This is a genomic window from Exiguobacterium sp. SH4S7 (assembly GCF_004336795.1).
Lineage (GTDB): Bacteria > Bacillota > Bacilli > Exiguobacteriales > Exiguobacteriaceae > Exiguobacterium > Exiguobacterium aurantiacum_A.
Map to the genome: position 1 here is coordinate 35882 of NZ_SJUT01000008.1, position 25600 is coordinate 61481.

The 25600-nt window shown below is 47.3% G+C and carries 24 protein-coding genes; 11 read left to right on the forward strand and 13 right to left on the reverse strand.

Features of this window, described 5'->3' with window-relative positions; genetic code table 11:
• Positions 1-13: 13 nt before the first annotated feature.
• The 10 genes from EVJ29_RS13260 to EVJ29_RS13305 form a co-directional block, all read right to left on the reverse strand.
• The gene (locus tag EVJ29_RS13260; protein ID WP_131505257.1) at positions 14-634 is read right to left on the reverse strand and encodes a hypothetical protein; all 621 of its coding nucleotides are present in this window, start codon (positions 632-634) and stop codon (positions 14-16) included.
• A 1-nt stretch (position 635) separates the two neighbouring features.
• Entirely contained in the window at positions 636-935 is a 300-nt protein-coding gene (locus tag EVJ29_RS13265; RefSeq protein ID WP_029336108.1) for a DUF5592 family protein, read from the reverse strand.
• A 6-nt stretch (positions 936-941) separates the two neighbouring features.
• On the reverse strand, positions 942-2888 hold the full coding sequence (locus EVJ29_RS13270) for a pLS20_p028 family conjugation system transmembrane protein (RefSeq protein ID WP_442899282.1): 1947 nt from the start codon (positions 2886-2888) through the stop codon (positions 942-944).
• 15 nt (positions 2889-2903) lie between these two features.
• On the reverse strand, positions 2904-3320 hold the full coding sequence (locus tag EVJ29_RS13275) for a hypothetical protein (RefSeq protein ID WP_131505259.1): 417 nt from the start codon (positions 3318-3320) through the stop codon (positions 2904-2906).
• A 16-nt stretch (positions 3321-3336) separates the two neighbouring features.
• Positions 3337-3579, reverse strand: a complete 243-nt coding sequence (locus EVJ29_RS13280; RefSeq protein WP_024127790.1) for a hypothetical protein — start codon at positions 3577-3579, stop codon at positions 3337-3339.
• A gap of 16 nt (positions 3580-3595) precedes the next feature.
• Entirely contained in the window at positions 3596-5830 is a 2235-nt protein-coding gene (locus EVJ29_RS13285; RefSeq protein WP_161567364.1) for a VirD4-like conjugal transfer protein, CD1115 family, read from the reverse strand.
• A 143-nt stretch (positions 5831-5973) separates the two neighbouring features.
• Positions 5974-7074, reverse strand: a complete 1101-nt coding sequence (locus tag EVJ29_RS13290; RefSeq protein ID WP_131505261.1) for a hypothetical protein — start codon at positions 7072-7074, stop codon at positions 5974-5976.
• Positions 7075-7144: 70 nt separating this feature from the next.
• Positions 7145-7369, reverse strand: a complete 225-nt coding sequence (locus tag EVJ29_RS13295) for a hypothetical protein (protein ID WP_012390467.1) — start codon at positions 7367-7369, stop codon at positions 7145-7147.
• A 12-nt stretch (positions 7370-7381) separates the two neighbouring features.
• Positions 7382-7564 carry a hypothetical protein gene (locus tag EVJ29_RS13300; RefSeq protein WP_021065836.1) on the reverse strand — a complete coding sequence of 61 codons (183 nt, stop codon included), beginning with the start codon at positions 7562-7564 and terminating at the stop codon, positions 7382-7384.
• A gap of 298 nt (positions 7565-7862) precedes the next feature.
• Positions 7863-8351: a helix-turn-helix domain-containing protein gene (locus EVJ29_RS13305; protein ID WP_131505262.1), complete on the reverse strand. Its 489-nt coding sequence runs from the start codon at positions 8349-8351 to the stop codon at positions 7863-7865.
• A 304-nt stretch (positions 8352-8655) separates the two neighbouring features.
• Between EVJ29_RS13305 and EVJ29_RS13310 the strand changes: the two genes are divergently transcribed.
• The 5 genes from EVJ29_RS13310 (at position 8656) to EVJ29_RS13330 (ending at position 12943) form a co-directional block, all read left to right on the forward strand.
• Positions 8656-8907, forward strand: coding sequence for a helix-turn-helix domain-containing protein (locus tag EVJ29_RS13310; RefSeq protein ID WP_131505263.1), 252 nt, complete (start codon positions 8656-8658; stop codon positions 8905-8907).
• A gap of 295 nt (positions 8908-9202) precedes the next feature.
• Positions 9203-10474 (forward strand): hypothetical protein, encoded by a 1272-nt coding sequence (locus tag EVJ29_RS13315; protein WP_131505264.1) that lies wholly within the window; start codon positions 9203-9205, stop codon positions 10472-10474.
• Entirely contained in the window at positions 10437-11033 is a 597-nt protein-coding gene (locus EVJ29_RS13320) for a hypothetical protein (protein WP_131505265.1), read from the forward strand. The genes EVJ29_RS13315 and EVJ29_RS13320 overlap by 38 nt, the downstream gene beginning before the upstream one ends.
• Positions 11030-11680: a hypothetical protein gene (locus EVJ29_RS13325; RefSeq protein WP_131505266.1), complete on the forward strand. Its 651-nt coding sequence runs from the start codon at positions 11030-11032 to the stop codon at positions 11678-11680. The genes EVJ29_RS13320 and EVJ29_RS13325 overlap by 4 nt, the downstream gene beginning before the upstream one ends.
• 237 nt (positions 11681-11917) lie before the next feature.
• Positions 11918-12943 (forward strand): tyrosine-type recombinase/integrase, encoded by a 1026-nt coding sequence (locus EVJ29_RS13330; protein ID WP_131505267.1) that lies wholly within the window; start codon positions 11918-11920, stop codon positions 12941-12943.
• Between the two features lie 429 nt (positions 12944-13372).
• Here the strand turns inward: EVJ29_RS13330 and EVJ29_RS13335 are convergent, their stop codons facing one another.
• From EVJ29_RS13335 to EVJ29_RS13345, 3 genes are all read right to left on the reverse strand, one after another.
• A complete protein-coding gene (locus EVJ29_RS13335; protein ID WP_131505268.1) occupies positions 13373-14740 on the reverse strand; it encodes an IS1182 family transposase in 1368 nt (455 codons plus the stop codon).
• A gap of 624 nt (positions 14741-15364) precedes the next feature.
• Entirely contained in the window at positions 15365-16345 is a 981-nt protein-coding gene (locus tag EVJ29_RS13340) for a hypothetical protein (protein WP_131505269.1), read from the reverse strand.
• Between the two features lie 347 nt (positions 16346-16692).
• On the reverse strand, positions 16693-18246 hold the full coding sequence (locus EVJ29_RS13345; protein WP_131505270.1) for a hypothetical protein: 1554 nt from the start codon (positions 18244-18246) through the stop codon (positions 16693-16695).
• 223 nt (positions 18247-18469) lie between these two features.
• Between EVJ29_RS13345 and EVJ29_RS13350 the strand changes: the two genes are divergently transcribed.
• From EVJ29_RS13350 to EVJ29_RS13375, 6 genes are all read left to right on the forward strand, one after another.
• Positions 18470-19906, forward strand: coding sequence for a hypothetical protein (locus tag EVJ29_RS13350; protein WP_131505271.1), 1437 nt, complete (start codon positions 18470-18472; stop codon positions 19904-19906).
• 853 nt (positions 19907-20759) lie between these two features.
• The gene (locus tag EVJ29_RS13355; protein WP_131505272.1) at positions 20760-21827 is read left to right on the forward strand and encodes a hypothetical protein; all 1068 of its coding nucleotides are present in this window, start codon (positions 20760-20762) and stop codon (positions 21825-21827) included.
• A 701-nt stretch (positions 21828-22528) separates the two neighbouring features.
• The gene (locus EVJ29_RS13360) at positions 22529-23311 is read left to right on the forward strand and encodes a ParA family protein (protein WP_161567365.1); all 783 of its coding nucleotides are present in this window, start codon (positions 22529-22531) and stop codon (positions 23309-23311) included.
• A complete protein-coding gene (locus tag EVJ29_RS13365; protein ID WP_131505274.1) occupies positions 23308-23997 on the forward strand; it encodes a hypothetical protein in 690 nt (229 codons plus the stop codon). Before EVJ29_RS13360 ends, EVJ29_RS13365 begins: the two co-directional genes overlap by 4 nt.
• On the forward strand, positions 23994-24770 hold the full coding sequence (locus EVJ29_RS13370) for a ParA family protein (protein ID WP_131505275.1): 777 nt from the start codon (positions 23994-23996) through the stop codon (positions 24768-24770). The genes EVJ29_RS13365 and EVJ29_RS13370 overlap by 4 nt, the downstream gene beginning before the upstream one ends.
• Positions 24767-25579 carry a hypothetical protein gene (locus EVJ29_RS13375; RefSeq protein WP_131505276.1) on the forward strand — a complete coding sequence of 271 codons (813 nt, stop codon included), beginning with the start codon at positions 24767-24769 and terminating at the stop codon, positions 25577-25579. Before EVJ29_RS13370 ends, EVJ29_RS13375 begins: the two co-directional genes overlap by 4 nt.
• The last annotated feature ends 21 nt before the right edge of the window (positions 25580-25600 follow it).

Here is a 25600-nt window from a genome sequence, read left to right on the forward strand (position 1 = left end):
GTCACTCCTTTCTTCAGGCGTCGAGTTGGGGTTTCGTGTTCGGGTTGTTCAGCTGATAGAGCACATGCACTTTCTGGTCGAGCGTCAGCTCGCGCATCGGGTTCGAGCGGCGGAGCAGTTTAGAGAGATGCGTCTTGCGCTCCCGTAATGTCCGCTCGTCGTCGGCATAAAAAAAGAGGAGATAATCGCGATTGGTGCGATGCTCCTCGAGGTATTCGAGCTCCTGCTTCTTCTTCAATAAGAAGGGCAGGTAGGCCGGTGTCTGATTTTGTCGAATCTGTCGTTCGATGCTGATCTTCTGCCGCTCGAGGTTGAGCGGTGTGTTCAGTGGCAAGACCTTGAGTGGGTGCGTGTACGCCTGCAGAAGATAGGCGAGCGAGAACACGTCATGGTCTTTTTCCTCCTCGTTCAAGGAGTAGATGTCCTTCGAGGTAAGCTGGACCATGTCGAGATAGGTCCCGTCGCGCATCTCGAACGCCTCGGTCCCGGTGATGTCGACGACCGGCATCAGTTCGGCGACCATTGGTTTGACGACGACCTTGTCTTTGACTTTCCGTTTTTCGACCACGTCCTGTTCGTCGAGCCAGGTACCTGTGCGTCTCGGTTCTTGTAGCGACTCCTCGATAAAAGCCATCTCAATCACGTCCTTTCGTGTGCGCGTCGAGTGCGAGATAGGTGTCTTTCCGTTTGATGAGCGCGTAGTAGAGGGCGTGGACCATCCGTTTCTGTGGGTTCGTCGCTGGTCGCAGTACCATGAACAGGCCGAAGACGACGAGAAATACCGTGAACGGGATGTGCAGCACCGACGGGATGAATGGGAGCGTCACGAGCCGGAGCACGATGAGCCCGACGAGGAAAAGGAAGTCGTGCAGATAGAGCATCTTGTTGATCTTCAGTTCGGTCGTGACCTCGTTCGGGATCCGGTATTTGCGCATGGGTCATCACTCCTTCTTCTTAGTGTTATCAGGTCGCGGTGGCGGGGTCGGGTAGATCCGTCGCGTTTCTTCATGATGGTGGCTATGACGGTGCGTCTGGTTCTCGCGCACCTGTTCGATGAGCTCGGTCTCGACGTCGAGCACGGTGTCCTGATGGATGGTCCGTCGGCCGCGCCCTTGGCGTTTTTCCGTTGCCGAATCACTCGAATCCGTCGTAGATGACGAAGACGAGGATGAGTCGTTTGAATGTGGTGTTACATGGTGCGTCGGTGACGTCGAATCGTCTTTAGCTATCGATTCATTGTGACGATGTCGTGATCTAGATGCTGCATCGATGGACCCGGTGACCGGTTGGATAGTCGACGAACTAGGACTTGTAGGATGACCAGAGCTTGAATGATCGTGAAGTGATTCCGGTCTTTGCCTCTCCGGTGACGTTGTTTGATGATCGGGTCTACGTTCGATATTCGATTCAGGATTCGTCGCATGAATCGATTCGGGAGATGTGCGGCCCGATGCTTCGTTCACGTGTGGAGAACCTTGCGCCTCCAACTCGGATTCTTGACCGTTGTTTGGTTGCGCAACGTCCTTTTGATTTGTCGATTTTTCTTGGTCAGGTTGAGTGTGACTTGCGGTTTGATTCGTCTGAGCAACACCATCTGGATCGGTTTGTCTCTCGGCGTCCATCCGCTTTGAAGCTTGGGTCGCCACATTAATCGGTGAACCATTCTGAGGAATGGCGTTTGAATCCATCCGAGCCGTCGCGGCCTCATGGAGCGATGGCATCTTCGGCGCGCCGACCTTCGAGACCGCGTGGGCACCGGCCGAGGTCACGCCTTTCCCGGCGGCATAGGCGCCGATGGCGACACCCCAGCCCCGCTTGAGTCCGGCATCGATCCCGAACAGCCGCTCGACCATGTTAGGACCGTCGATCAAAGCGACCGAGAAGGCGATGAGGGCAATCAGATAGGCGAACCCGTCCAGTGTTTCCGCGAGATAGGCGGTCCCGATTGTGTACAGCTTGATGGAGACGAAGATCAGGATGATCACGAGGAACGTATTCAGAATGCTCTGGATGACCTTTTTTGTCTTTTGGCCACTGTGCAGGTCGGCCGGTGCGACGAGGATCGCCAAGACATAGTTGAAGGCGAGCTCGAACGAGAGACGCGCCAGTTTGTAGGCGATCGAGAACAGCGTGAAGCCCATGATCCCGAGCGTCACGAAGATGGTCAACCAGTTCGGTTGATAACGGTAGTAATACTGGTTGTTCCACTCGACGCCACTTTGATCGAGTTTACCGAGACTTGTCTCTCTTCCGTTCCATAGAATATAGGACTCGGCCAATTTGTTTCCGGTTGCCGATAAGTCGTAGTTGTTCTTGTCGAAAATTTCATTAATCCGGATATTATCAATCAGCTCAGTCGGAATGGCATTTAATGCTTCGCCTGTAGTAGCATCAAAATTTTTCGAATCGTGCTCAATCAAATCATGTACATTCCGCTTTAAGATACTCTCAGATAATGAGGCTTCTCCGTCGTAAAGCGAATCTGCTCCGATTTCTACGATTGCTTCATCAGAGAACTCCTGAATTCGGCTCATAGTTGGTGAAAGTAAACCTAAGATCAATAGTGTGATGAACAGGTTGATCAAAAAACTCTCACGTTCAAATTTCTTTTGGAAAATCAACAAGTACCCAGTGAACAAGAAGCTTCCTGCTAAAAGAACATACAAAAAAGGTTGAATCGTAAGAACGAATTCAACCACTTGGTCATTATTGAAGAATGTATTGGTTAATAGGATTTGATCCGTGATTGATTCAAGGCCGTCAATCAAGACTGATAGTCCTCTGACAAGAATCCATCCCATTGAGCGTAGTGCGTCATTTACCATACTACTTATTTGGAGTACGTCTTCGTATTCCTGTAATTTGGTGATTAAATCAGAATCAGCCATTGAAAGACCCCCAATCTACTGAGTCCTAGCAAAGAAGTCCGCTAACTGTTGTTCGTAAGTGTCCGCCGTCAACATTCCAACATTGATTTCATCAATGACGTTCCCATCTTGAATGGAGTATAGAACGGCACCTTTTAATTCGTCAGTGTATTCAAAGTTACCACGATCGACAAGTGCATCGCCATCTGGCTGAAACGTATTATAGAGCGTGACTTGTTGGCTCTCTTCGTTCGCTACCTCTTTTACGAATTCAACGAACTCTTCGAATTCACCATCTTCTTCTTTTACAATCAGCAAATAATCATCCTCTTCGGCTGTCATGACCTTCTCAACGTGTTCAATATCACGTTGAACCAAAGACTCATCGGAATTTGAGCAAGCTCCAAGTAAAAGCAAGCTGATTCCTAAAGTACCCGCAAGTAGTTTCCTCATAACGTTTACCCCTCCGTCAGACGATTTTCCCCTTCAGTAGATCCGCGATTTTCAAATTGACGCGGAAGTCAAACTTATCTATTAGTGTAACAGTTTTCGGGGTGTCTGAGGTGTCATCCTGATAGACGGTCAGAAAGCCGTCGGTCGTCTGGATATTGAGCACGTCGCCCCGTTCGAGGCGGACGCGTTGCGTCTCGATGATCCTCGCGACGACGCGAAGTTCGTTTTGGATTCGCTTCTCTCTCGCACTCTCGGCCATAGGTTTGGTCTCCTCTCTAAGGTGTCCCTTGCTTCAGTTTCTCGAGTCGCTTCGCGATCATCGTACTCAAAAAGCTCTTCTGGCTGTCGGTGACGTCGTAAACTCCTAAGTTCAGGTTCGTCTCGAACTCAGGGAGGGAAAGTCCTCCGATGTAATGACCGTCGAACATCGAGCGGAGGATGCTGTCCTGCAGCACGTCACGTACTGTGAGTGGTTTTTCTTCCTGATTCGATGGAGCGCTGATTTCCGTTTCGTCTTCTTTCTTCGCGAAACGGATACGGATCTGCTCGAAGTCGAGACCGGCGTGACGGCAGGGGATGTCGATGTCATGCAGGGAGCGGTCCGTGTCGAAGTCGTCCGCCAGGTATTCGTAGCGGTACTTCATTGCCGTTTTGCCGCTCAAGAAGATCGGATACGACTGGATACGCCGTTTCTTCGTGTCCTGACGCTTGATAACACGGATGATGAGCATCTCGCCCTCTTTGAGTCCCATGACCTCGGTCGCTGTCATGAGCCGGCGGCCGTCGACGTTCTCCGTCTTCGATTTTTTGAGCGAGAAGGTCTGACCGGACCGCGATTTCGTGACGATGGTCGCCTCACCGAGCTTCTTCGAGATCAGTTCGGCAGTCGACTCGTCCGCGGTCAACAGATAGTGCGTGTTCCCGCAGTTGCCGTCAATCGTCTTCCAATCCTCCCCGTACAGGTTCTCGATTTGGGAGTAGGCCTGGATGACGAGATTGAAACGCATGTTCCGGCCGAGGCAGACCGTGATGATATTGGCCATGCCCTCGATCGGCGGCATGTTGCCGAACTCATCGAGCAGGAAGACGACCTGGCGCTCACATTTGCCTTGTTTCGTCTGCGAGGCGACCCGAGCGAGCGCCGTGTACACCTGCTTGATATAGAGGGAGGCGATGACGTTGAATGTCGGGTCATAGTCCGGGACGATGAGGAACACCGCCACGGGACGGAGCTGATGCATCACCTCACGGATTTGGATTGTCCCGTCGATGGCGTAGCGGAAGCGACCGCTTTCCTCGTCATGCGCTGCCAGCTGAATTGTCGAGGTGATTGAGTCGGTCGAGATTTGAACGACGTCTCCAGTTTGAAGCTTCGACGTATGGTACACGATGAAGCTGCCGTCGTCGTCCGTCGTGAGCGCATGGGTTGTCCCATCGGGGAACGTGAACGTGAGCCGGGTCAATGGCTCGACCCGTCCGCTGATCCAGCGGTTGAAGCCGATGCGTCGCATGTCGAGCGAGTTCATCGACGTCAGTTTCCCGGTCCCGTTCAACGTGAAGATGCCGAGTTTCGCGTTCGTATTGGCCAGGATACTTGCCCGCGTCTGACCACCGGAGAAGTGGAGCGTCGCGAACTGGAGCCGAGCCGGATGGTTCTCCGGGAAGCGCTGAAAGAACTCGTCGAGTGCCGATATTTCCTGCCCTTGTCGCGTCACGACCGTCCGTGAGCCGAGATCCGAGAGCATGAGCGCGACGTTGTACATGTTGATCTTTTCCGGCGTGTCCTTCGCCTCCTCGCAGAGCCCGAGGATGAGCGCCGTACACAGGTCAATCGACGAGTTGGCCCAGAACGGGTCCCGCGCCTTCGGGTCATGGTACAACATGAACGCGACCGAGCGTGCATACTGTTGGGCGAGCGAGTAGTTCTCTTCTAAAAACGCGTCAATTGTCAGTTGCAACAGGTTGTACGACATCGATTGGAGCGGGTTCATCAGGTTCAACACCTCGACCTGATAGCCGCGTTGCTCGAGCGTCTCCTTCGAGGCGGCAAAGAGCTCGCCCTTTGGGTCGTTGATGATCAGACTTGCCTGGTCACTCGCCCGGCTGTACAGGTCGATCGTCGAGAAGACGAACGTCTCGCCCTTCCCGGATCGGGTCGTCCCGATGACGAGGTTATTGACGGGCGAGTCATCGATGAACAGCTTGTTCTTGACCCGCCCGACGGGGACACCACCTAATCCTTCATACTGTTTCTTCCGGTCCGGGACGCGACGGTACTGTTGTTTCAACTCGTCGAACGAGGTAAAGCGGGCGCTCCCTTTCTGATTCTTTCGCAGATCCCGGAAGTTCAGCCATACCTTCCCGAACGCGACCAGCCCAATCAGTAAGCTGGACACAATCAACCCGACCAAGACGGTCGAAGAGGGAAGGTTCACCTCTACAAATAAGGAAGACGTGAGCGTTGGGATTGTCGCCCCGGCCAACAGCCCGTCTTGTACTATCGGGGTCAAGATTTGTCGAATGATGTTGTAGGTCCCGTTCAGCAGATAAAAAATCCCGGCCGGCACCACCAACAGGCAGAACAGGGCGGTGAAGACCAGACGTATCGGGTATCGTGGTGACAGAGATCGAGTTCTCAATTATTTCACCTACCTTAATCTGAATAAAGAATCGTGTGCAGGTCAACTTCTTCAGCAGCGATAGCGGCTTGAATCTTCTCACGGGCCGAAGTGTCCTTGCTAGAGGTTTTCTTCAGTTTATCTTTCAGCTCGTCGATGGTGGCCGTGATGTCTTGGTACTTGTCGATTTTTTCTTGTACGGCAGGGTCGTTCGTCTTGGACGCCCAATCATTTGCGGACTCGATGTCCCCGAGATAGAGATAGGCAGTCATTTTCGCAGAGACGCGGGGAGCGGTCCATTCCACGCTTTCGGTCTTGGCCACAATCTCATGGTCCCGTTCCAGTGTGGCGAGATCGAACAATCCCTCGTCAGTCGGATGTGACACTTGGAAGTCCTGGAGCCGTTCCAATTTCTCCTTATCGGATAGATCGAGCGCGGCCAGCTTCGTCTCGATCAGGATCGGGTCATCCGTGAGCTCGAGCGCTTTCTGATCCGCGCCTTCTTCGAGATAAAGGTCGACCAATAGGGCATTCTCTTCCTCGGACCGGTCTTTCCGCTCTAGCAGTTGGATAAGTGATGATTCTTCACCTTGGAGCGCTTGTTCGTAAGCATCCAGCCATGTCTGTTCGACACCGGTCACCTGTTCGGCGTGTGCCTCCTTGTCGATGAACCATTGCGCGGCAGTGAACAGTGATGTGAACAGGATCCCGACCGTGGCCGCCCCGTAGATGAGGCGACGCTGCAGGCGGGTCAGGCGCGATTGATAGGTCGATGACACAATCGGGTTCGATTTGACGGACTGGCGCCTATAGTCGTCCGGTGTCTCGGACTCGATCTCGTCGAGGAGCCACATCTTCTTCGCGTCGTCCTCTTTTTTCGTCCGAATCCGTAGTACCCGGTCCTTGACCTGATGGTACAGGTTCGGATAGGTCCCTTCGGTTCCGAACGTGAACGTTCCCCGATAGAGCAGTTCGTCTTTCTGGTCGAAGAGCCGGAAGTCACCAAAACAGCTCGCTCCTTCCTCGCTAAGGGCCTGGTGCAGATCATGTGTTGCCACAACTGCCTCGGCGAAGGTGAGCCGTTCATAGTTCTTGATCCGTGTGTCCGGCACGTCGGTGAATCGTACAAACAGCATCGCGTTCGTTCCTCCTCTCGTTTCAAGCAACAAAAAAAGCCTTCCGATTGGAATGCTAGGCGAGTGTGCATTAGAATTTGATGTTCTGGTCGACCATCTCGGCGAGCGTGAACGCGCCCATGACGATGATCAGGCCGACGGCGCCCCCGACGAGCCAACCGACGGCCTTCGAGCGGCCGCGATCCCCACCGAAGATGAAGTAGAAGCCTCCGATCGCGAAGGCGATGGCCGCGGCGATGACGGCGAGTCCCTGGAAGAACTGAAGCAAGCTGAGCCCTGTCTCATTGAGTCCCATGTCGTTCCCTCCTTAGTCCTGGTGCGCCGGCGATTTGAAGCTGAGCTTCGCCTCGAGCGCCTCCAAAATGAGTTCCTGATTGTCCTGGATGACCTGTTGATGTTGTTCGTCGAGCCACTCCTCGTAGTCCTTCCCTCGGATGCGTAAGAGTTTCTCGGCGAAGCTGCGGTTCTGTTTCTGTTCTTTTGATGCCACAACACACACTTCCTTCCCTTGATCTCGTGATGTGCAGCAGCACATCATTAAGGACAGTCGGATTCGATGCGATGGGTTTCTAGCCGTTCCCCCACGAACTCTGCTCCTCGCTGTGATAAGGAGCTGTACAGGGTTTTTCGATGACCCGGAACGATTCTGTGACCTTGTGGCGAGTTTTAGGCGACTCTCGCCGAACCATCTGTGCGTAGACCCCGCCCACCCGGTCACTGATGAGGGACACGCCGGTATGTGATTGGAGGAGACCATCCTTAAGGATGTGCTGCTGCATCGATGTCGGTTATTGTCGAACTCTTTTTCGCTTCTTGACGTGGATGAGCTCGTCATCCGGGTTCTTTCGCTTGGCCAACACGTGCGAGTCACAGACGACGGTCCGGATCCGGTAATAGAGTTGCGTGAGCTGGACCACCTCACCGCTACCTTCCTCGATGCCGATGAAGCCGTGCAGCTCATACGTCTTCCCGTCGAACGTGCGGACCGAGTCGGCCTGCGGCAGCTCCTTCAGGTCGAACCGACGTCGCTCGAGCTTGGTGACGGAAAGCTTCGCCCCGTATCCGAAGTCGATAGTGTCCCACGGGACCGTCGCGAGCGTGTGCCCGAACGCGCGGGCCAGGTGATCGATGTCCGCAATCGAAGGCACCGAGCGATTCTGTTCATATTGACTGATGGCGGGCTGTGAAATCTCTCCGAATGTCTTCTCTGACAGTTCGACCTGTGACCAGCCCGAGAGCCGGCGGTTCTCCTTCAACCACTCCCCGAATCGATACATGAGCCTTCCCCTTTCTGTAAACCAGAGCGGCGACCAAACAAATGTTTCCTTTTGTTGGTTCCAATATATCAGGGATAGGGATAAAAATCATCAGTTTTCTGATATGTCAGAAATTTTACAATTGGCGATTTCTGTCGAATCCGCTCTATACAAGGGATAAAGAGCAACAGTAACTCAATATTTTTTGTTTTGTAGCACAACTGTAAAAAAATAATGTTTTAATTATAGAAAATAATGACAAGTATTTTGATTTCAAGAGATTGTGGTAGGGTAGAGGAATAGAAGAGTTCGTAAAGAATAAGTGATGAAGAGAGTACTTGGATCGTGGGGTGAGCAAGTGGAATTGAACGAGGCAATCATCGAGCGGATGAAGGAGCTCGCAGCAGAGCGAAATATGACCATCCATCAAGTCATTCAAAAGGGCGGGTTGAATCAGGCGACCATTTCGGAGCTGATGAATGGAAGGACGAAACATCCTAAAGTAAGTACAATACAGAAGTATTGTGATGGACTAGATATTTCACTGACAGATTTTTTTAATAGCCCTAGATTTTGATGGAATTTATAGCTTGATATTCGCTAGTGCTTACATTAACAAAGTAGCCTTAATAATATTTAAAAAAAGGTTCTTATATACTTCACAACACATACATTTAAATAATAATCACGAGATTTAAAACAATGACATACTCTAATAATTATGTACTAAAATATCCAAATTCAATTGATTAAAATTGAATTTGGATATTTTTTGAATAAAAATCACAAAATTATGATTACTAACAGGTGATTTATGTATACTATTATTTAGGATATTATTTTTTAATTTTAATTAAACGGGAGATTTAACAATGTCAACAAACCACTCGAGTGCATCTCAAAACCTGTCTAAATTAAGTGTTCTAGCAAACTTCACTAAAAAAGATTTATATAACTCTCTTCGTTTCCATTTTAGTGAAGAAAAAATTAATTCTGCATTGCAAAACTCAACAGAACCAAATAGTGATAAAAAGTATAATGGCCTAATTAACTCGATTATTTCTAAATCTGAAGAAAATCGAGAAAAGATGAGTATTTTATTAGAGGAATTAGTTCACTTTACTAGTCACCGCATAAGGAAAGTATTACCAATAAATTTCCCAAGCATACAAACTGAGGAAGACTTATCAGAGAAGCAATTTGAAAGCATTCTCTCTTCGATAAGAGGAAAAATTTCTAATTCTCCTACATACAAACCCACTATCTTTGATTTTAATAGCCCAGATCCCGCAATTTTATTTTACGAAGATAATGACAAGGTTTTCATCTTGAAGAAAATTTCAATTATTCAAACTGGAGAATCTGTTGGTGGAGCAATTCCTAAAAAAACAATTTTTCTTAGCTCAATAATTGATATCAAAAATCGCATTTTCGAATATGCTTATAATCAGAAAGACATTCAAGAACTTAATGATTTTAAAAAATCGAGACAAGAAAGCCAAATTGACATTGACGAATATGCGTTTGATTTTATCGATGAAATTTTTGATGGAATTATTGATAACAGAATAGTATCAGAAATTTCACTTTTAAAAATGATTAATATTCCGCATTTCATATACGAAATTTTTTTAGAAGATTATACAGAAAAAAGTAAGTACTTCAAAGAAAATCATAAAGCAGGATCTACAGTAGAAGAAACTGTTGAAGAAGTTATGGATACTTTGAATATTGACAATAAGCTTAAGAAAGATGCTAGTGCACGAGTTGAAAATTTAGTTTTATGGGATATCGCCTTTCTTTTATCTTCTAGAATAAAAACAAATTATGTTTTTGGCTTTTCTTATAATGATGGAAATATTACAAAGTCGCAAAACAGACATAAATCAAGAAAACCTATTTATGAGTCTAGTATATATTGGGATTTAATGGAGTCTGTAAAGCAATCTAAAGAGTTAGATAGTTTAACTTTACGACATCAAAGTACTGATGCCAATGTAGACTGCACAATATCTAACTCTATCAATGGTCTAGAAATACACTTATTAAAAGCAGATCAAGAACGAAAAGCCATACTACGAATGTCAGCCAGAAAGGAGTTATTAAATGATTTACGAACATCGTTTAGAAAGTATTTACGATAACAATAGAGCACTAGAAAATAATTTCCCCATAAAAGAATATAGTCTGTTACTCGAAAAATTTCTTAGATCCGAAATTTTAAACAGGGTTAAGTATACAACACCATTTAGATTTCATTTTATGAATCCAGAAATCTCTATTGAAGACTCAATTCATTTTTTTATCCTTATTTCCAAGAGTCATAGTATACTTAAACGCATTTATGAAATACCGTGTCCTAAATGCAAATCTATTACCACGGTTGAAAGCAATAAGATAGATACTTTTTATTGCGAAGAAAATGATTGTTATCCAGAAAGTGCCGACTTTCGTGATCTTGTAAAAGACCCTAATTTTTTAAATAAGGTAAATATACTTTTTGAAATTGATGCTGAGTTAATTTACTTCTTCAAACAATCTTTTATTAATTCCCCTGATGAAGAAAGTATCACGTTCACAGGGGTGAATCAATCACTACCATTGGAAAAAGTAATAACTAGTGAAAGAATCATAGAAACGTTAGAAGATGATGATGAACTTGTAAGTATTATAACTAGAGAACATTGGGAGCATTTTCAATGAAATTGAGTTCAATTAAAAAGAGAAATGCTGTAACTACTTTTTTAGTTCTTTTGAATATATCTGTAATTACGTTAGTTACTATAGTTATTAATAAATTTAATGTAGAAGATTTTAAAGTATTTTCACCTTTATTAAATGTAGTTATCACTGCTTCAATAACTATCTCGATCTTTTATTACACAAATCAAAAAGAGCAATTACAAAAAATAAAAAAAGTTGAAAAGATTGAAAAAGAGAATGAATCTAACATTACTTCAACTAGAAGATTAGTAGATTATTTTGAAAAGTATGGCGAGGAATTAGTATATCTGAAATCTCTTACGAGTATAAATGTACAGGAACTCAAAAAAGAGAACCTAAATGCTTATCTCTTATTGATTCTTTCACCTAACATTGCAACCTTTACATCGATTAGAATAAGGCAGACTTTATACCTATCTTATAGTAAAGATCATACTGACTTTTTCGGGCATGATGAAACTGAAAAATTATCAGGATATTTTTTAGAATTAAAAGAGCTACTTGACTTAGTTTCCACTCTCCACAAAGATGAAAATTACCTGTTCCAAATAACTGTTCTTTCTAGAATTAACGATTTGATAGAAATTATTAAATCAAAACAAAACCTTAAATTAGAGCAAACTTGATTAGATACGAGTTTGCTTTTAATTTAAACACTAACTTGTGATAATATAGGTTTATCACAAGTTAATGGTTTAAAATTTTATTAGATACCTTTTAGTAATACATTTATACTTCGATTTAAAAAGCTTAATACATACGTATTAATATGGATGTTACACATGTAATACACGAGAAAATGACGTTGTTTTTAATGAATTGGACACCGTGTCCAAAAAAACGGATGGAAAAGAGGGAGAAGCATGGAGATCGAGAAGAAGCAGCAGGCGTTCGAGTTGGCGTTGCGAGAATTGACCGGGACGAACCCGAAATTGACCGAGGCGTTGAAAAGCGACCACATCAATCTTGCTTCCTTGAATGACATCGAAATCATCGAGCTGTTCTGGGCGACGGAGCTGTTCCCGATCTACGCCGACAAGAGCCCGCACACGAGGCGCGCCTACAAGCAGGACCTAGAGTTCGTCCTCAGTTTCGTGATGACGAAGACGGACGGCCTGAAGCGTCTGACCGTGCTCGACATCCATCGCTATCTGTTCGAGGTGAACGAGCAGTATGCGCCGCGCACGGCGCAGCGGAAGAACAACATGTTGAAGCGACTCCTGACCTATCTCCACGCCAACCAGTATCATCTACACAACCTGGCCTCCCACGTGAAGAACCAGCAGCGTCCGGAGCCACTCCGTCGCGAGGTCGACTTCGAGGAGATCGAGCGGATCGCCGAGTCGTTCCGATTTACGGTCAAACAGGCACAAAAAAAGGCGCTCATGGAGCTCCGGAACGAGACGATCGGGTATCTGTTGCTGACAACGGGGATGCGGGCGGCCGAACTTCTCTCGGTCCAATTCACCGACGTGAAGCGGAATCAGCACACATTCTATCTCGAGGTAAAAGGCAAACGCGACAAATGGCGACGTATCCCGCTCACCGAGAAGGCGAGCCACCTGATCAATCGACTGCAAACGCTCATGATGATCGAGGAGGTCACCTCTCCTTATATCGCCTTCAGCACGAAGAAGTCAGGCAAGGCGATGACCTATGAAGCTCTTAGGCTGATGACGCACAACGCGGTCAAGCATGTGGAGACCGAGGAAAAGACACCACCCCATTGGTTCCGTCGCGCCTACATCACTAAGCTGTTGGCCAATGGCAGCCCGTTGATCGGGGTCATGCAATTGGTAGGACACTCGTCTATCACAACGACAAACAACTATCTCCAGTCCATCAATCAATTTTCTGAGCTTTTAAATCATGAAATACCGTATGAATAAAACCTTATCGTGCACAATTTCAGGTGTCTCGACCCTTAATCAGAGCAGGAGAAAAAAAGGTTACGAATTAAACTCAGAATAAAATGGAAGTTAGGGTGCGCGAATTAAACTTCAGAATGAATCGACCGTCGTGGCCCAATCCTCTACAATCACAGGGGAAGATAACGAAATTAAAAGAGTTATAGTCGTCATGAGACGAACCGTTCTCTTCATCCTGCCCCCACTTCAAATATTCGTGTTGCTACTAACTTATGCTTATATTTCGAATTACACTTCTCTTATAGATGATCTTATACTGTATCTATAAAAGAGCAAACAAAAAGAGGGGATTTCCCCTCTTTCAGATTGTAGACAAAGTCACGTTTCAGGCGAACTGAAACGTGACTTTGTCGTTTTCGGGCCTTGAGGCGCTCTGCCCGAGCCCCCTGTTCAGGCGGGCTGGGCGTTCTTCCATGCCCAGCCCGCCATCTTCTTGAGATTGAGGGCAGCAAAAGTAAGCATCGCCTGCATTGAAACTTTTTCAAGTCCCCGGTAACGGGTCCAACGCATGCCATGCTTCTCTTTTGCGTCCGCGAACACGCGCTCGACCGTCTGTTTACGACGGTCATAGATGTTGCGGTTCAGTTCCGTGTGGCGGAGGTCTTCGACCTCGTCCATATAGGGTTGCCAGAGGTGTCGCTCGATGATCCGCTGGTGCTTCTGGCTCTTCGTGCACTGCTCGAGCAACGGGCAGTGCACGTAAACGGCGGGATTCGAGACGTACTTGCGTTTCCCCTCGCGCATCGTGGTGCTGCACGTTAATAACTCGTTGTTCGGACAGATGTAGACGTCATGGTGCTCGTCATAGATGAAATCTTTGGTCTTGAAGGCGCCCTTCTTGCCCTTCGGGCGCGTGTACGGGAAAACCGGCAGGATTCCACGGTCGATCAGCAGCTTGGCGATGGCGGGGTTTTTATAGGCGGAGTCGGCGGCGACGGCGAAAGGTTGAATCAGACGGTCAGAGACCTTGTCGAGCAGATTTGGGAACGCGAGACTATCGTGCACGTTCCCTGGTGTGACGATGGCACCGAGCACGAACCCATGGGCGTCGCTCGCCGCATGGACCGAGTAAGCGAACTGCTTCTCACGCTCACCTTTCACGTAATATCCACTCTCAGGGTCTGTCGTGCTGACCTTGATTTCCTTCGTCTCCTCCGCCTGATTCTTTTTTGGCCCTAAGGGCTTCTTTCCACTCTCTTCGCGGTCTCGCTGAATCTCGGCATCGAGTTGTGCCTGATAGTGTTTCACCTCTTGCCGGACGGTCTTCTTGACGAGCTTCCGTTTGTTCGCGTTCGCTTTGACGTGCGTCGAGTCGACGAATAGGACGGCTCGATCGATAAATCCAGCGTCCGCAGCCTGTTCAAGGATGTGATAGAAGATGTCGTCGAATAAGCTCGTGTACTGGAAGCGACGAACATAGTTCTTCCCGAACGTCGAGAAATGTGGCACCTTGTCCGTGAGCCCGAACTCGAGAAACCAACGGTATGCGACGTTCGTCTCAATCTCACGAATCGTCTGTCGCATGGACCGGATACCGAAAAGGTACTGAAGGAAGGCCATCTTGATCAGGACGACAGGGTCGACGCTCGGTCGACCCCGGTCCTCAGAATATAAGTCCTCCACGAGCGGGTAGATGAACTCAAAGTCAATCACCGCCTCGATTTTCCGGACCAGATGGTCCGCTGGCACGAGCTCGTCGAGCGTGACCATCTCTAGTTGTGTCCGATTGGTTTCCGATTCTGTTGATTTCCTGATCATCCGATCCGCCTCCATGACTGTTTCTATATCTCTCATTATAAAAAAGCGACGGCGGTACGAAAAGAGGGATTGATGCGTGGACCGACCGCGGGCACGGCGAGACTTCCAGGGGATCAGCAAGCGAAGGGAGACCCAGCAGCGACAAAGTCGCGATGCGGCTCCCTGCCTGCCCCCAGAAAAGCGAGTTGTGCCCGGTCGGGCAAATAAAAAAGACTGAAGACAATGTTTTGTCTACAGTCTGAAAGAGGGGATTTCCCCTCTTTCCTTGGTTATTTAATTTCAGCAACTGATTGCGTCTACGAAAAAATCGTAGTCATCTCTACTACGCTCACCATAACAGGCATGTCATAGCAACACTTAACAGTGACACACAAACATAATATCAGCCTTTTAGTTGCCCTCTTGTCGTCAACTCCCATCCATCATATAATTCAAACAGCACCATAAGTGTCCAATCATTATCTTTTAGATTCAAAGTTATTATTTGTACCTTCCTAATTTTCAACGATTAGAGTTAACACCTTCTTCTATCAGCCGATAAATTGTCTGGATTTAAAAACCCATATATTTCTATAAATCTTGGATTTTATAGTTTTCAACTCTCGAAATTTAATAGAGAGATTTCTATAATTCAAAGTCAAATTTCGGAAGTAGGGTGTTTGTTTGAGCTTTCGAGAGTTGTTTGTTTAAATTCTCTAACATCACATCGTTATAAAATATAGATTTTACATTGTCATCCTGGTTTTTATATACTTCGAAATAACGTTTGAAACGTAGTTCTAAGTTGGGAAAGCCTTCCCCTTTTTCATAACCGAAATTTGGTGAACTTTTATCGCCATTGCTTCGATTCCAAAAAGGATACGAGTTGTAATCTTCTTCTCCTTCATACATCATGTTCAAAAAACCCATAATCATATCGCGAGGCCTGTATCCATCTTTCTCCGAGAAATACGTGAACTGCTGGAAGCGCCTCTTTCCATAATTGATTTCTTGTTCAAACATTAGTATAGATAATACTATTAAAACCTCTTTTTTATCCACGTTTTCTTCATCCGTATAAACATCCTCTCCACGCCACACCCTTTCGCAGTCTTGTAAAGTAGCATGATTTTTTAAATCACAAAACAAATTATAATGAGTAGCTTTTCCTCCATAAAAAATTGAATTGTATCTTTGTCCCGGAATTAAATAAAAGTCAAACAGTCCATGCATCTCTTTGTTCGATTTAAATTTGTATAAAGCATTTATTTTCTTTTTTCTATCATTAAAATCCGAAATCCCTTCCAATTCTTTGAATGTGTCCTTAATTTTTGAATCCAATGATTTTACAGCTTTTTTAGCTATTAGTCCTGTATAACTTTTGAATTCAATAACAAATTCTCCATACTTCTGAGAATCGTACAGCTTAAGCAACGGTACTTTTCTTTCACTGTTGTTACGCCCTGGCAAATTCTCTAATCGAATATCATTATAATTTTGATCTTTTTCTTGTAAATTCTTCAGTCTCTTTTCGACTTCATCTTCAGACTCTCGTTCCATAAGATATTCAAAAAATATTTCGTGCATCTGAAACAACTTTCTTCCTAAAAAATTATATGCATCCATAATTTCCCCTCCACTTTCTCATCAAAAAGAATAGTTGAATCAATCCTAATACAGATTAAATCAAACGGTCAGCAACTTTTTTTAATCTATTTAAATTCGTCGTAGAAAAGATAGTTTTTTTTAAAATTTTCGTTAATCATATAAACGATGAAATGCTGAAAAATTAAACTTTTTCTTTCTAATAGACATTGTCGAGCTTCTTAAAAAGAAATCACATCGCAATGGTCTATATGCCTTCAAGTGCCTCTATAAAGCCCTTGATCAAAAAAGTGTGCGCCGGCGCACACTTTTTTTGATTCATCAAATATCGATTGTGACATCATGTTATCGACCAGACGTCTCCCGCCTCATGACTGCGAGCGTACTTCCTTGGAGTAGATGAACTCCAGACAAGACTGTTTCGACTCAAACACCATCTCTAGATCAGAATCGAAATGATACCCGACCCTCACGACCAATGAAATCAGGTCACTGGTACCAATGGCGCCCCCATAGGTCGAAGCGAAGCGCTCCTCGATATCATCAATTCTGACGACACGATCCCCTTCCATAAGGCTCTCTACCAGATGTCTCCGCATGTCTTGAATCATCCCCTTGATGAACAATATCCTCTGTCCGATTCGAAGATGTGCTATCTTGCCTGGCCGTCTCAATACCCCCTCATAGAAGCTATCATCGAAACCATACTCATCGATCTGGTGACCTTCCACCAGTGCCATCATCCTTTGAATGTTATAGAACTTGCCTACCACCATCTTCTCGAACACCGCATCCCTGTATCTCTCCATCATCGCCATGGTAAGGCCTGCGCGGGCCAACAACTTCTCTGTGATGAAGAAACCTTCCTGAAGCTCAATCAGTCTCCATCCGTCCCTCATCTTTGTCATCATCCGTTCCGCATAAGGATGGGTGAGTATGGGTGTATCCTCCATTCGGAAGTAGTCCCCTCCCAATACAACATGCTCTATGTAATGACGGCTGTCCCCATATTTTTTATTCAAGATGTAAGGGGAGGCGATCTTATAGCCGAGGTCCTCGACCATGGCCCCGTTGATGTCCTCGATACCGAATCCAGGAACTACGGACCGACAGGCCTTCACGAACGATTCTGGCGTGTATGCGTCCTCGTCCAGTATCCTTTTCAAGTCTGCAAAGACCTTCTCCTCAATCTCATGGTCCCGCGGGACCATGTCCCGCATGTCACGTAGGTCATCGACGTGAAGGTCATAGAGCGGTGAGACAATTTTTGTCACGAAGCTGGCATTCAGCCAGAGACCCTGTTTCGTGATTGTCTGCCCGTCCGGCAATAGGGTGACGTGATTCTTGTCATTGGCCTTCGGACGGATGTGTATCATGCTGTTCGCCGCCTGTCCGGGCAGGTTGTTGCGATTTATCGTCTTATTCTTCTGACGTTCCTGCTTGAATACGACACCTTCCCTTAAAATGTCTGTCACCTCCGCCCAATAGGGACGAAGGCCCTCGACGTCTGAGATGGGCATCTTCCAGGTCATCGCCCCGAGGAAGAAGACATCGCCGTTCTCGTTCTCCCCGAAGACCATGAACAGGAAGGTGGTGCCTCCAAGATAACGCCTGATCAAACTGTCCTCCCATCCCCCATGCATCCAGGAAAGGAAATCTATCTCTTCGAGGACCGTGTTCTGTTTCGATTTCCCCTTCTTGTTGAGATTGACCGACTTGACCAGCAGCCTCTCATCCGGTAGAGATTCTTGCATCCGCTGCAGGTCCTTCTCATGTCGTTTAACCAGTCGATTCACGATATTATGGGTCTTCGCCTTGTTCTCGTTCAGGTCGGGGTTGATACCGACATCCCATGACAGACGCCTTACGCCTTGCCCGACATATGTATCAAAAATATTGCTATATTCCTCTATCGATGACATTCTTTTGCCCCTTTTCTTGTACAAATGTTTCAAAGAGTTTTTATCCCGATTCAATTATAGCATCAGCCTGTTGAATCGTTATCACTTTCGTGGGGGAATCAAATTTTATTCTTCTCCACTATCTATAGTGGTTTTTCCATCGAAATACGGTATTTGAAATAATATATAATCTTATACTGCCCTCGCTTATGTGCTATATTTATTACTAGAAGAGGTGATTAACATGGAGATTCATTCATCCTCCAACAGCCGCTCCCAACAACTCATCATTTCGCAAGCGGTCAATTCAATCAAACAGCACGGCATGGAGGACATCCTCCACAAGGTATCAATCTACGACATAAACGGCTTCGTCGCGTCGCTCTATCAAGAGCACTACGCCCTCGAAAACATCGAGAACGCCTATAAAAAGATCCGGTACTACTCCTTTATGAAATTGAAGCGTCGTTGGGTGAAGACCGCGATACGTAATTATCAAGAGGGACGGGGCTACAATAAAGAGCTTCGTGCACAACATGACATGATCTCGGCCTATTTGAAAGTCGCCGGTACCGAGGGCCTCTTCAAGGAGTTTCACGTGAAGTCGACCGAAGACTATATGAATCTCTGCATCACGGAGATCGAGGCGTGGGCCGAGGACCCGAACCGATTGATCCACACGTACCCTTATTGGTCACAGAAGACCGTCAATCAAAAGACATCCACGTTGAAGACCGACGTGTTGATGGTCCTAGGGGAGGTGGCGAAAGAGATCGACTCGACGCAGCGGGTGGCCCACCATTCACCGACGCTTGCTGTCGACATCCCGTTCTTCGGTATGTCCGACCGTATCAAGAACAAGACGGATCAACTTGACGAGAGGCTGTCTGATGCGACACAGCTCAATCTCGAGCTCTTGAATTATGACTCGGTCGTTCCCAAGTACAAAGAGGGTGTCCCGCACAACCTCTCTGTCTTGGTCAGTAAAGAGTTCATTCAAGAGTTGAACGGCAAAGTTCCCGACCTCGATTCGAAAGATTTCGAGGCGTTCACCGAGATCTTGTCTTACCGGGACATCTCGTTCCAGACGAGCCGCAAGATCATCTTCCCTTTGGTCCAATTGGTCGACAAGCTCTATGCCAACAAGAGCGGGAAAAGCTACGACCTGACCACGAAGCGACTGATGAAGCTCGGCTACTACCGTGTCGCCGGCCATAACGATGAAGGGGACTTCTTTATCCGCGGGCTCTTCTCCTCTGTCACGATCAAGAACGCCACGACACTCGCCGACAGCCAGGTGATCGTGACGGTAACCGAGGAAGTCTACGATGACCTCCTCAAACAGCAGATCGTCAGCATCTACGGGGAACAGATCGAACAGTTGAAGGGGAGCTTCGCCTATCACCTGGCGTTCGTCCTTCAAAAAGAGCGTATGGCTGCGATTCAGACGGGGGAAGAGAGCCCGGTACGCCGACATTGGCGCCAGTTCACTTATTCGATACGCTTCAACAAGTCTCGCAAGTCAGAGAACCTGATGGAACTCGAGGCAAATCTGGACCGGATCAAGGAACATGAGTTCATCTTGAAAGATTGGCATCGCTCCGGTGACTATTATTTCTTCACCTTCTACCCGCTCGAATCATGGGAATTGTTAAACCACAATGACACGTTGCTGCTTTAAATAGAAGGAAGCGTCCCGAAGAAGCCTCTTTACAAGAGTGCTTCTTTTCTTATGGACCAGAACTTCTATCGTGGTTTCACATGGAACATTCTGCACTTTGCTCTCGTGACGGTACATTCGAGCGACTATCTATTCAGGCATCATATGATTTCTATACCTATGGCACACAAAGGCACACTCTACATACTTCATATCGCCGGTCGTGTGTCCCTTAGTACTGGGACGACATCTTTGCATGATTCAAGGTGGATCGATGCGCTGGATCGCTTCAAAATTCCAAATCGGTCGTGAACCATCGTACCAAAACGACATTTCAGGTCATTTTGGTCGTGAATCGTCGTACTGAAACGACATCATCTTCAATTTGGTCGCAAACTATCGTACCGAAACGACATTTTTGATGATTTCGGTCGTAAATCGTCGTACCGGGACGACATCTTTGACTTTTTTGAAAGAATCTTAAAAAAAATCGAGTGCCCATTTCTTCAATTTGGTCGCAAACCGTCGTACTGAAACGACATTTTTGACGGTTTTGGTCGCAAATCGTCGTACCAGGACGACATCATCTTCAATTTGGTCGCAAACCGTCGTACTGAAACGACATTTCTCATGCCATCGCCGTGAAATTTCTACTCTGATTTAGATTGAAATGGCTTTGTGAAGCCATCCCTTCAAATTTGGTCGCAAACCGTCGTACTGAAACGACACCTATTTTTTGCTTGAGAATGGCTCAACACCAACGTCTTTTATAATTTGGTCGCGAATCATCGTACCGAAACCGCACTTTGACACCACTTGAAAAGAACAAGATACTGAAACTAGCATATTTTAGGATACAGGAGGTGTAGGAAAGATGACGGGGACGAATCGACACATTTTGGTCGCGAACAAGCTGTTGGTCGCGATGAGCGGATTGACGCGCTGGACGAGACGGGCGGACCACTATCGTTATGAGCAGCATCATTATAACATCCCGGCCTGTTTCACAGCCTTCAAGTGGACCAAGTCCCGGATACGGCATGTGCTCGCCCTCCTCGCCCATGCCGACGACCAAGGAAAGATCGATTTCATGGAAGATGAGACGATTGCTGATTTGGCACACACCTCGGTCCGCTCCCTACATAACAATCTGAAGACGTTCGAACAGAACGGTCTCATGACGGTCGTCCGTCATTTCCCCGGGGTGATTTCTATCCAGTTGACCGACTACCTCGAGAATTATCGTGACCTGTTCCTGGACGGCACCTCGGTCGTCTCGAAGACCGGGTACACGTCTGTTTGGCATGGCCTCTTGTCACAACTGATCGCGCTCGACAACGTGAACACGTTACGGCTCGCACTACGTACGCTCGTCCAGGTCGAAAAAGATGTGCACGTCCAGTCCAATGAGCAGGCCATCTTGACGTACGACGAGATCAAAGGGTTCCTCCCTAAATATTGTGGCCATAAGCTCGCGATCCAAAAGATGATGTCCGGGCTCAAGTTCCTTCACGTCTCTCTTGTCGAAGATAGCAAGAGCTTCTTGAGCATGGTCAAACAAAGCGTCTCACTCAAGAAGCGGGTCCAAGACGTCACGCGTCCACTGCTCCTTGAGGTCCAACTGTCTGTGGAACAGGACAGCAAGTATATCAAGGAGAAAGACCGTTCCGAGATCCAGCTCCTTTGGTTCGAGCTTCGTAAGCGGGTAGGGGAGTTCTTCGACTTCGATGCGCTGAAGGTCAACCGTGATTCACTCTTCTCGATGAGCGACACGTTCGGGGCCGAAGCGTTCAAATGTGTCATCGAGGAATTGAAGCAGGCGTTCCTTCACCATCGTGAGGACCTGGTTCATTCGAGCACGCATAAACTCTTCTTCGAAGAACCGATCTTTTACCTCCATCAACGACTAAAAAGCACCCAGGAAAAAATGGCTATCGCATGATGGCCTCTTTGTGGTGCATTTTTTTGAAAATTCATATGAAAGTCATCAATATTTCATCACGTCCCCGAGTAAATTGTTCGGCGGGACAGTCATAACCAGCACTGAACTCCATCTCTTCGTCGTGTTGTGACCTCTAGGAAAAAAATCAAATCGTTCGTCCTTTTAATCAAGTTTATAGTGCATTAATCAAAGGATGATTATTTGGAATTCAAATCGGACTTGAAAAAAAAAGAAAGCTTTTTGAAGGAAAGAAGTTCCGCCCGACCTATTCACGACCTGATCAAAATGCAAGAAACGTTGGTAGCACTTACTTTATGACGCCTCTAGATTTTCTAATTCTCTTAATCTTTGTTTAACTCTCTCTAATCTCTATATATTTTATTAACTCAGAAGAATATGGTTTTCGTTTCTTCTATTACTATACCTAGGAGTGTATCTAGCCTTCTCTCTTGAGAATCAAAAAAATAGGGTCCCCTTTGGGCAATCTATGAACCTGATACGGGACCGTTCACCAAGCTAAAAAAAGTCGTATACATTTCGACGTCGAAATGTATACGACTAAAAGAGCAAAAAGCATTCATGTATACAGTGTTAAATTTAATGTATACATGAATTAATTTAAATTAATGATGGTTTGTCTGTTTTTTTGTTGTTTCAAAAAAAAGGTTGTGTCATCATATGAGATAGAAAGGGGAGAGAATATGAACATACTCACGTTTTACATATCCAAAGGTGGGTCAGGAAAGACGACCTGTTCCCTGAACATGGCCTATGCCTTGGGCGAGATCGGGCAACGCGTGCTCCTGATCGATCTAGACCCTCAGGGATCTCTCAGTAAGCTTATGCTGAAAGAATCTGACACCATCAAATATATGACGATGTTTGATGTACATACGCGGAATCTCGATATCAAAGAGGTCCTCTTCGACGATGACACGTACCATGTGAGCCTTCTCCCTTCAAATGAACGTAATGCACGACTAATCAATCTGATTTCAGAACAAGACAAGCTCTTTCTATTGAAAGATATGATCAAACCATTGGAAGACGAATTTGATTGGATCATCTTGGACTCGGTCCCATCGATCAACGAGCTCTCGAAAGTCGTCCTTTCGACATCGGACATGACAATCATCCCGTTCATGCCGAAGAAGCTCGTGTTCGACCAACTGGCGAGCACCGTACGGACGGTCCAAAAGGTGAAGAAGTTCTATAACCAGGACCTCGTCATCACAGGTATCCTTCCTGTCGCGATGGATGCATCCTTAAGGGCGGACAAAGAGTATTACGAGGCCATGGAAGAAATCGCGAAAGAAGAGTCGTTGACCATCCTCCCGATGATCAGGCGGTCTACGTTCATCGAGAAGGCGGCCGATAGCGGGAAGAGTGTCATCCAGTACCGGTCCAAGGAATCGAAGGTACTCGCCGAACCGTTTCGTCAGCTGGCCAGACAGCTCGTAAAACAGGTGGGTGAGACGTCATGAAGGCAAGAAACCGTAACATCCATAAGATCAAACCGAGCGAACAACATCCTTACCAGAGCGGTTTGACGAACATCAGTGCGCTCGTTCAAAAACTTCCGGTATCAAAAGAGGTCGAGGACCTCGTCCATGAGATCAACGAACTGTCAAAGGTGCAGACGATCTCTGTGTTCGAGATTGGCAAACGTCTCGTCATCGCCCGCTCCGAGATGCACGACAAAAAAGAATGGCTCGGATTCCTTGAGGCCGTCTCGATGTCGAGCTCCCTTGCCTCTCGCTATGTCAAAGCCTATGAGACGCTACATCCGCTAGAAGGAACACTTTCGAGTCTCCCGGCCTCCAAACTGTTCGAACTCATGTATCTCGACAATGTCGAGGAAGTCATCGAACAGGGACTCTATATCGATGGGGAGTCGCGCAGCGTCGACGAGTTGACGGTCAAACAGATCCGCGAGGCCCGGAAAAACCGTGAGCCGGTCCCACAGGTCAAAGTCAGTCCGTTTCAAAAAGTGAAGAAGCCATCGGCCATTCTCTCGGCACGAATCCCGACCGACCTGTCTGACCAGTTCCAACAATATGCCCATGCCCAGAATCGGAGCGTGAGCGAGTTGTTGGCAGAAATCATCGAGCGGACCGTGAAAGACAACATCATCGAAGTCACAGACGAGAAACGGGGAGACGAATCATGAAAAAGATCGCGCTATACAATCGAAAGGGCGGGGTGGGGAAATCGACGACCACCATCAACCTTGCCCATGCCTATGCACGTGAGGGATTGCGTGTGCTGGTCATCGACGCCGACGACCAGGCCTCTTCGACGAACGGACTCGGTCTGACCAACGACTTCGAAGGCAAGGTCTTGTTGGATTGTCTGCTCGAGGAGAACGACCCGTTCTATACACCGGTCGAGCAGGTCATCGTGACGTGCGAGTATGAGACCGGGACGATCCATCTCGTGCCGACGAGACGTTCGGCCTCGCCGAGCGACCTGACGAGCCAAATCGGCTACGAATATCGCCTGAGTGAGGAGCTCGCCAAAATCGACGAGCTGTTCGATATCTGCCTGATCGACTGCCCGGGGTCGACCTCTGCACTCAACCCGTATGCCCGTTGTGCGCTCGTCGCCCAAGATCGGATCATCATGCCCGTCCAGATGCAGAAGTTCTCGATGGATGCGGTCTATTCGGCCCCAGAGGAACTTGAGGAGATGAAACGGTTCCGGGAGGACATCCATATCGCCGCCTTCATCCCGACGATGGTGAGTGCCCGCTCCAAAGGGGACGTCACGACGGTAGAAGAGCTTGAAGAGCTCGGGAAGGAAGTGGGAATCCCCGTCCTGACGACGATTCCCTACGCCGTGAAAGTCCAGACGCTTCAGCGGGAGTCACGTCCCGTCATCGATCACAAGAGCCCGGCGACCGACGCCTATCTACAACTTGCCCAGGAGGTACTCTCGTTATGACACGCAACCGAAAGAAACATACCCCGAAAATCTCGACGTTCAGTTCCAACCTTCCGGTGAATCAGAACCAACAACAGGCTGACACCCGTACCGAACAGGTCGAGGCCGTCAAAGAGTTCTCGGCGACGACAACCGTATCGAATCCATATCAGGCCCTGCCGGCAACGGGTCTGTCCCGGATCATCACGAAGAGGCTTCCGGAAGACATGGATGGGATCGTTCAGTATTACAATCACATCGATGCGATTCAAGCGACCAGCTTTGTCGAAAAATGTCGTATCCTTGCGCACGCGAACAGTCTGTTCCGCGACCCGGAAACGAAAAGAGAGTTTCAAAAGGAACAGGGGACATGGAAGGACTTCCTGAACCGTATCGGGATGTCCCATCCTCAGGTGAGCCGGTTCGTCTCGTTCTGGAACACGTTCGGGCCAAACATCTTAGAGAAAACGATCGAACAGGACTTCAGCGCGACGAAGCTCGCCGAACTCTTGTCCTGGCCGGAAGACCCGAGGGTCGCCCTTCTGGAGCATAAAAAATATCACACCCGAAACGGAGACAAGACGGTCTACGAGATGACGCGCGAGGAGCTGCGCGAAGTGAAGCGAATGTTGATCGAGCGTCATGAGCAGCGCGTGATCGAGGACGATTCGACCTTGACCAAACCGATGAAGGTTCAAATCCGCTTCACGGATTTGACCGATCCATTATATATAGGTTTGACTCGAGCGGCACAAAAGGAACATGTCTCGGAGGATGAAATCGTTCGACGCGCTTTGGAGCTCTATATAAAATCGCAAGGAACTCAATAACAAGGATGAAAGTGGGTAGAT

Bases quoted from the DNA above. Each gene is read 5' to 3' on its own strand.
- EVJ29_RS13290 (WP_131505261.1), bottom strand. From the start codon at position 7,074: ATGCTGTTTGTACGATTCACCGACGTGCCGGACACACGGATCAAGAAC.
- EVJ29_RS13310 (WP_131505263.1), top strand. From the start codon at position 8,656: ATGAAGAGAGTACTTGGATCGTGGGGTGAGCAAGTGGAATTGAACGAG.
- EVJ29_RS13330 (WP_131505267.1), top strand. From the start codon at position 11,918: ATGGAGATCGAGAAGAAGCAGCAGGCGTTCGAGTTGGCGTTGCGAGAA.
- EVJ29_RS13355 (WP_131505272.1), top strand. From the start codon at position 20,760: ATGACGGGGACGAATCGACACATTTTGGTCGCGAACAAGCTGTTGGTC.
- EVJ29_RS13345 (WP_131505270.1), bottom strand. From the start codon at position 18,246: ATGTCATCGATAGAGGAATATAGCAATATTTTTGATACATATGTCGGG.
- EVJ29_RS13350 (WP_131505271.1), top strand. From the start codon at position 18,470: ATGGAGATTCATTCATCCTCCAACAGCCGCTCCCAACAACTCATCATT.
- EVJ29_RS13375 (WP_131505276.1), top strand. From the start codon at position 24,767: ATGACACGCAACCGAAAGAAACATACCCCGAAAATCTCGACGTTCAGT.
- EVJ29_RS13260 (WP_131505257.1), bottom strand. From the start codon at position 634: ATGGCTTTTATCGAGGAGTCGCTACAAGAACCGAGACGCACAGGTACC.
- EVJ29_RS13275 (WP_131505259.1), bottom strand. From the start codon at position 3,320: ATGAGGAAACTACTTGCGGGTACTTTAGGAATCAGCTTGCTTTTACTT.
- EVJ29_RS13280 (WP_024127790.1), bottom strand. From the start codon at position 3,579: ATGGCCGAGAGTGCGAGAGAGAAGCGAATCCAAAACGAACTTCGCGTC.
- EVJ29_RS13360 (WP_161567365.1), top strand. From the start codon at position 22,529: ATGAACATACTCACGTTTTACATATCCAAAGGTGGGTCAGGAAAGACG.
- EVJ29_RS13370 (WP_131505275.1), top strand. From the start codon at position 23,994: ATGAAAAAGATCGCGCTATACAATCGAAAGGGCGGGGTGGGGAAATCG.
- EVJ29_RS13270 (WP_442899282.1), bottom strand. From the start codon at position 2,888: ATGGCTGATTCTGATTTAATCACCAAATTACAGGAATACGAAGACGTA.
- EVJ29_RS13305 (WP_131505262.1), bottom strand. From the start codon at position 8,351: ATGTATCGATTCGGGGAGTGGTTGAAGGAGAACCGCCGGCTCTCGGGC.
- EVJ29_RS13265 (WP_029336108.1), bottom strand. From the start codon at position 935: ATGCGCAAATACCGGATCCCGAACGAGGTCACGACCGAACTGAAGATC.
- EVJ29_RS13325 (WP_131505266.1), top strand. From the start codon at position 11,030: ATGAAATTGAGTTCAATTAAAAAGAGAAATGCTGTAACTACTTTTTTA.
- EVJ29_RS13295 (WP_012390467.1), bottom strand. From the start codon at position 7,369: ATGGGACTCAATGAGACAGGGCTCAGCTTGCTTCAGTTCTTCCAGGGA.
- EVJ29_RS13315 (WP_131505264.1), top strand. From the start codon at position 9,203: ATGTCAACAAACCACTCGAGTGCATCTCAAAACCTGTCTAAATTAAGT.
- EVJ29_RS13365 (WP_131505274.1), top strand. From the start codon at position 23,308: ATGAAGGCAAGAAACCGTAACATCCATAAGATCAAACCGAGCGAACAA.
- EVJ29_RS13335 (WP_131505268.1), bottom strand. From the start codon at position 14,740: ATGATCAGGAAATCAACAGAATCGGAAACCAATCGGACACAACTAGAG.
- EVJ29_RS13320 (WP_131505265.1), top strand. From the start codon at position 10,437: ATGATTTACGAACATCGTTTAGAAAGTATTTACGATAACAATAGAGCA.
- EVJ29_RS13340 (WP_131505269.1), bottom strand. From the start codon at position 16,345: ATGGATGCATATAATTTTTTAGGAAGAAAGTTGTTTCAGATGCACGAA.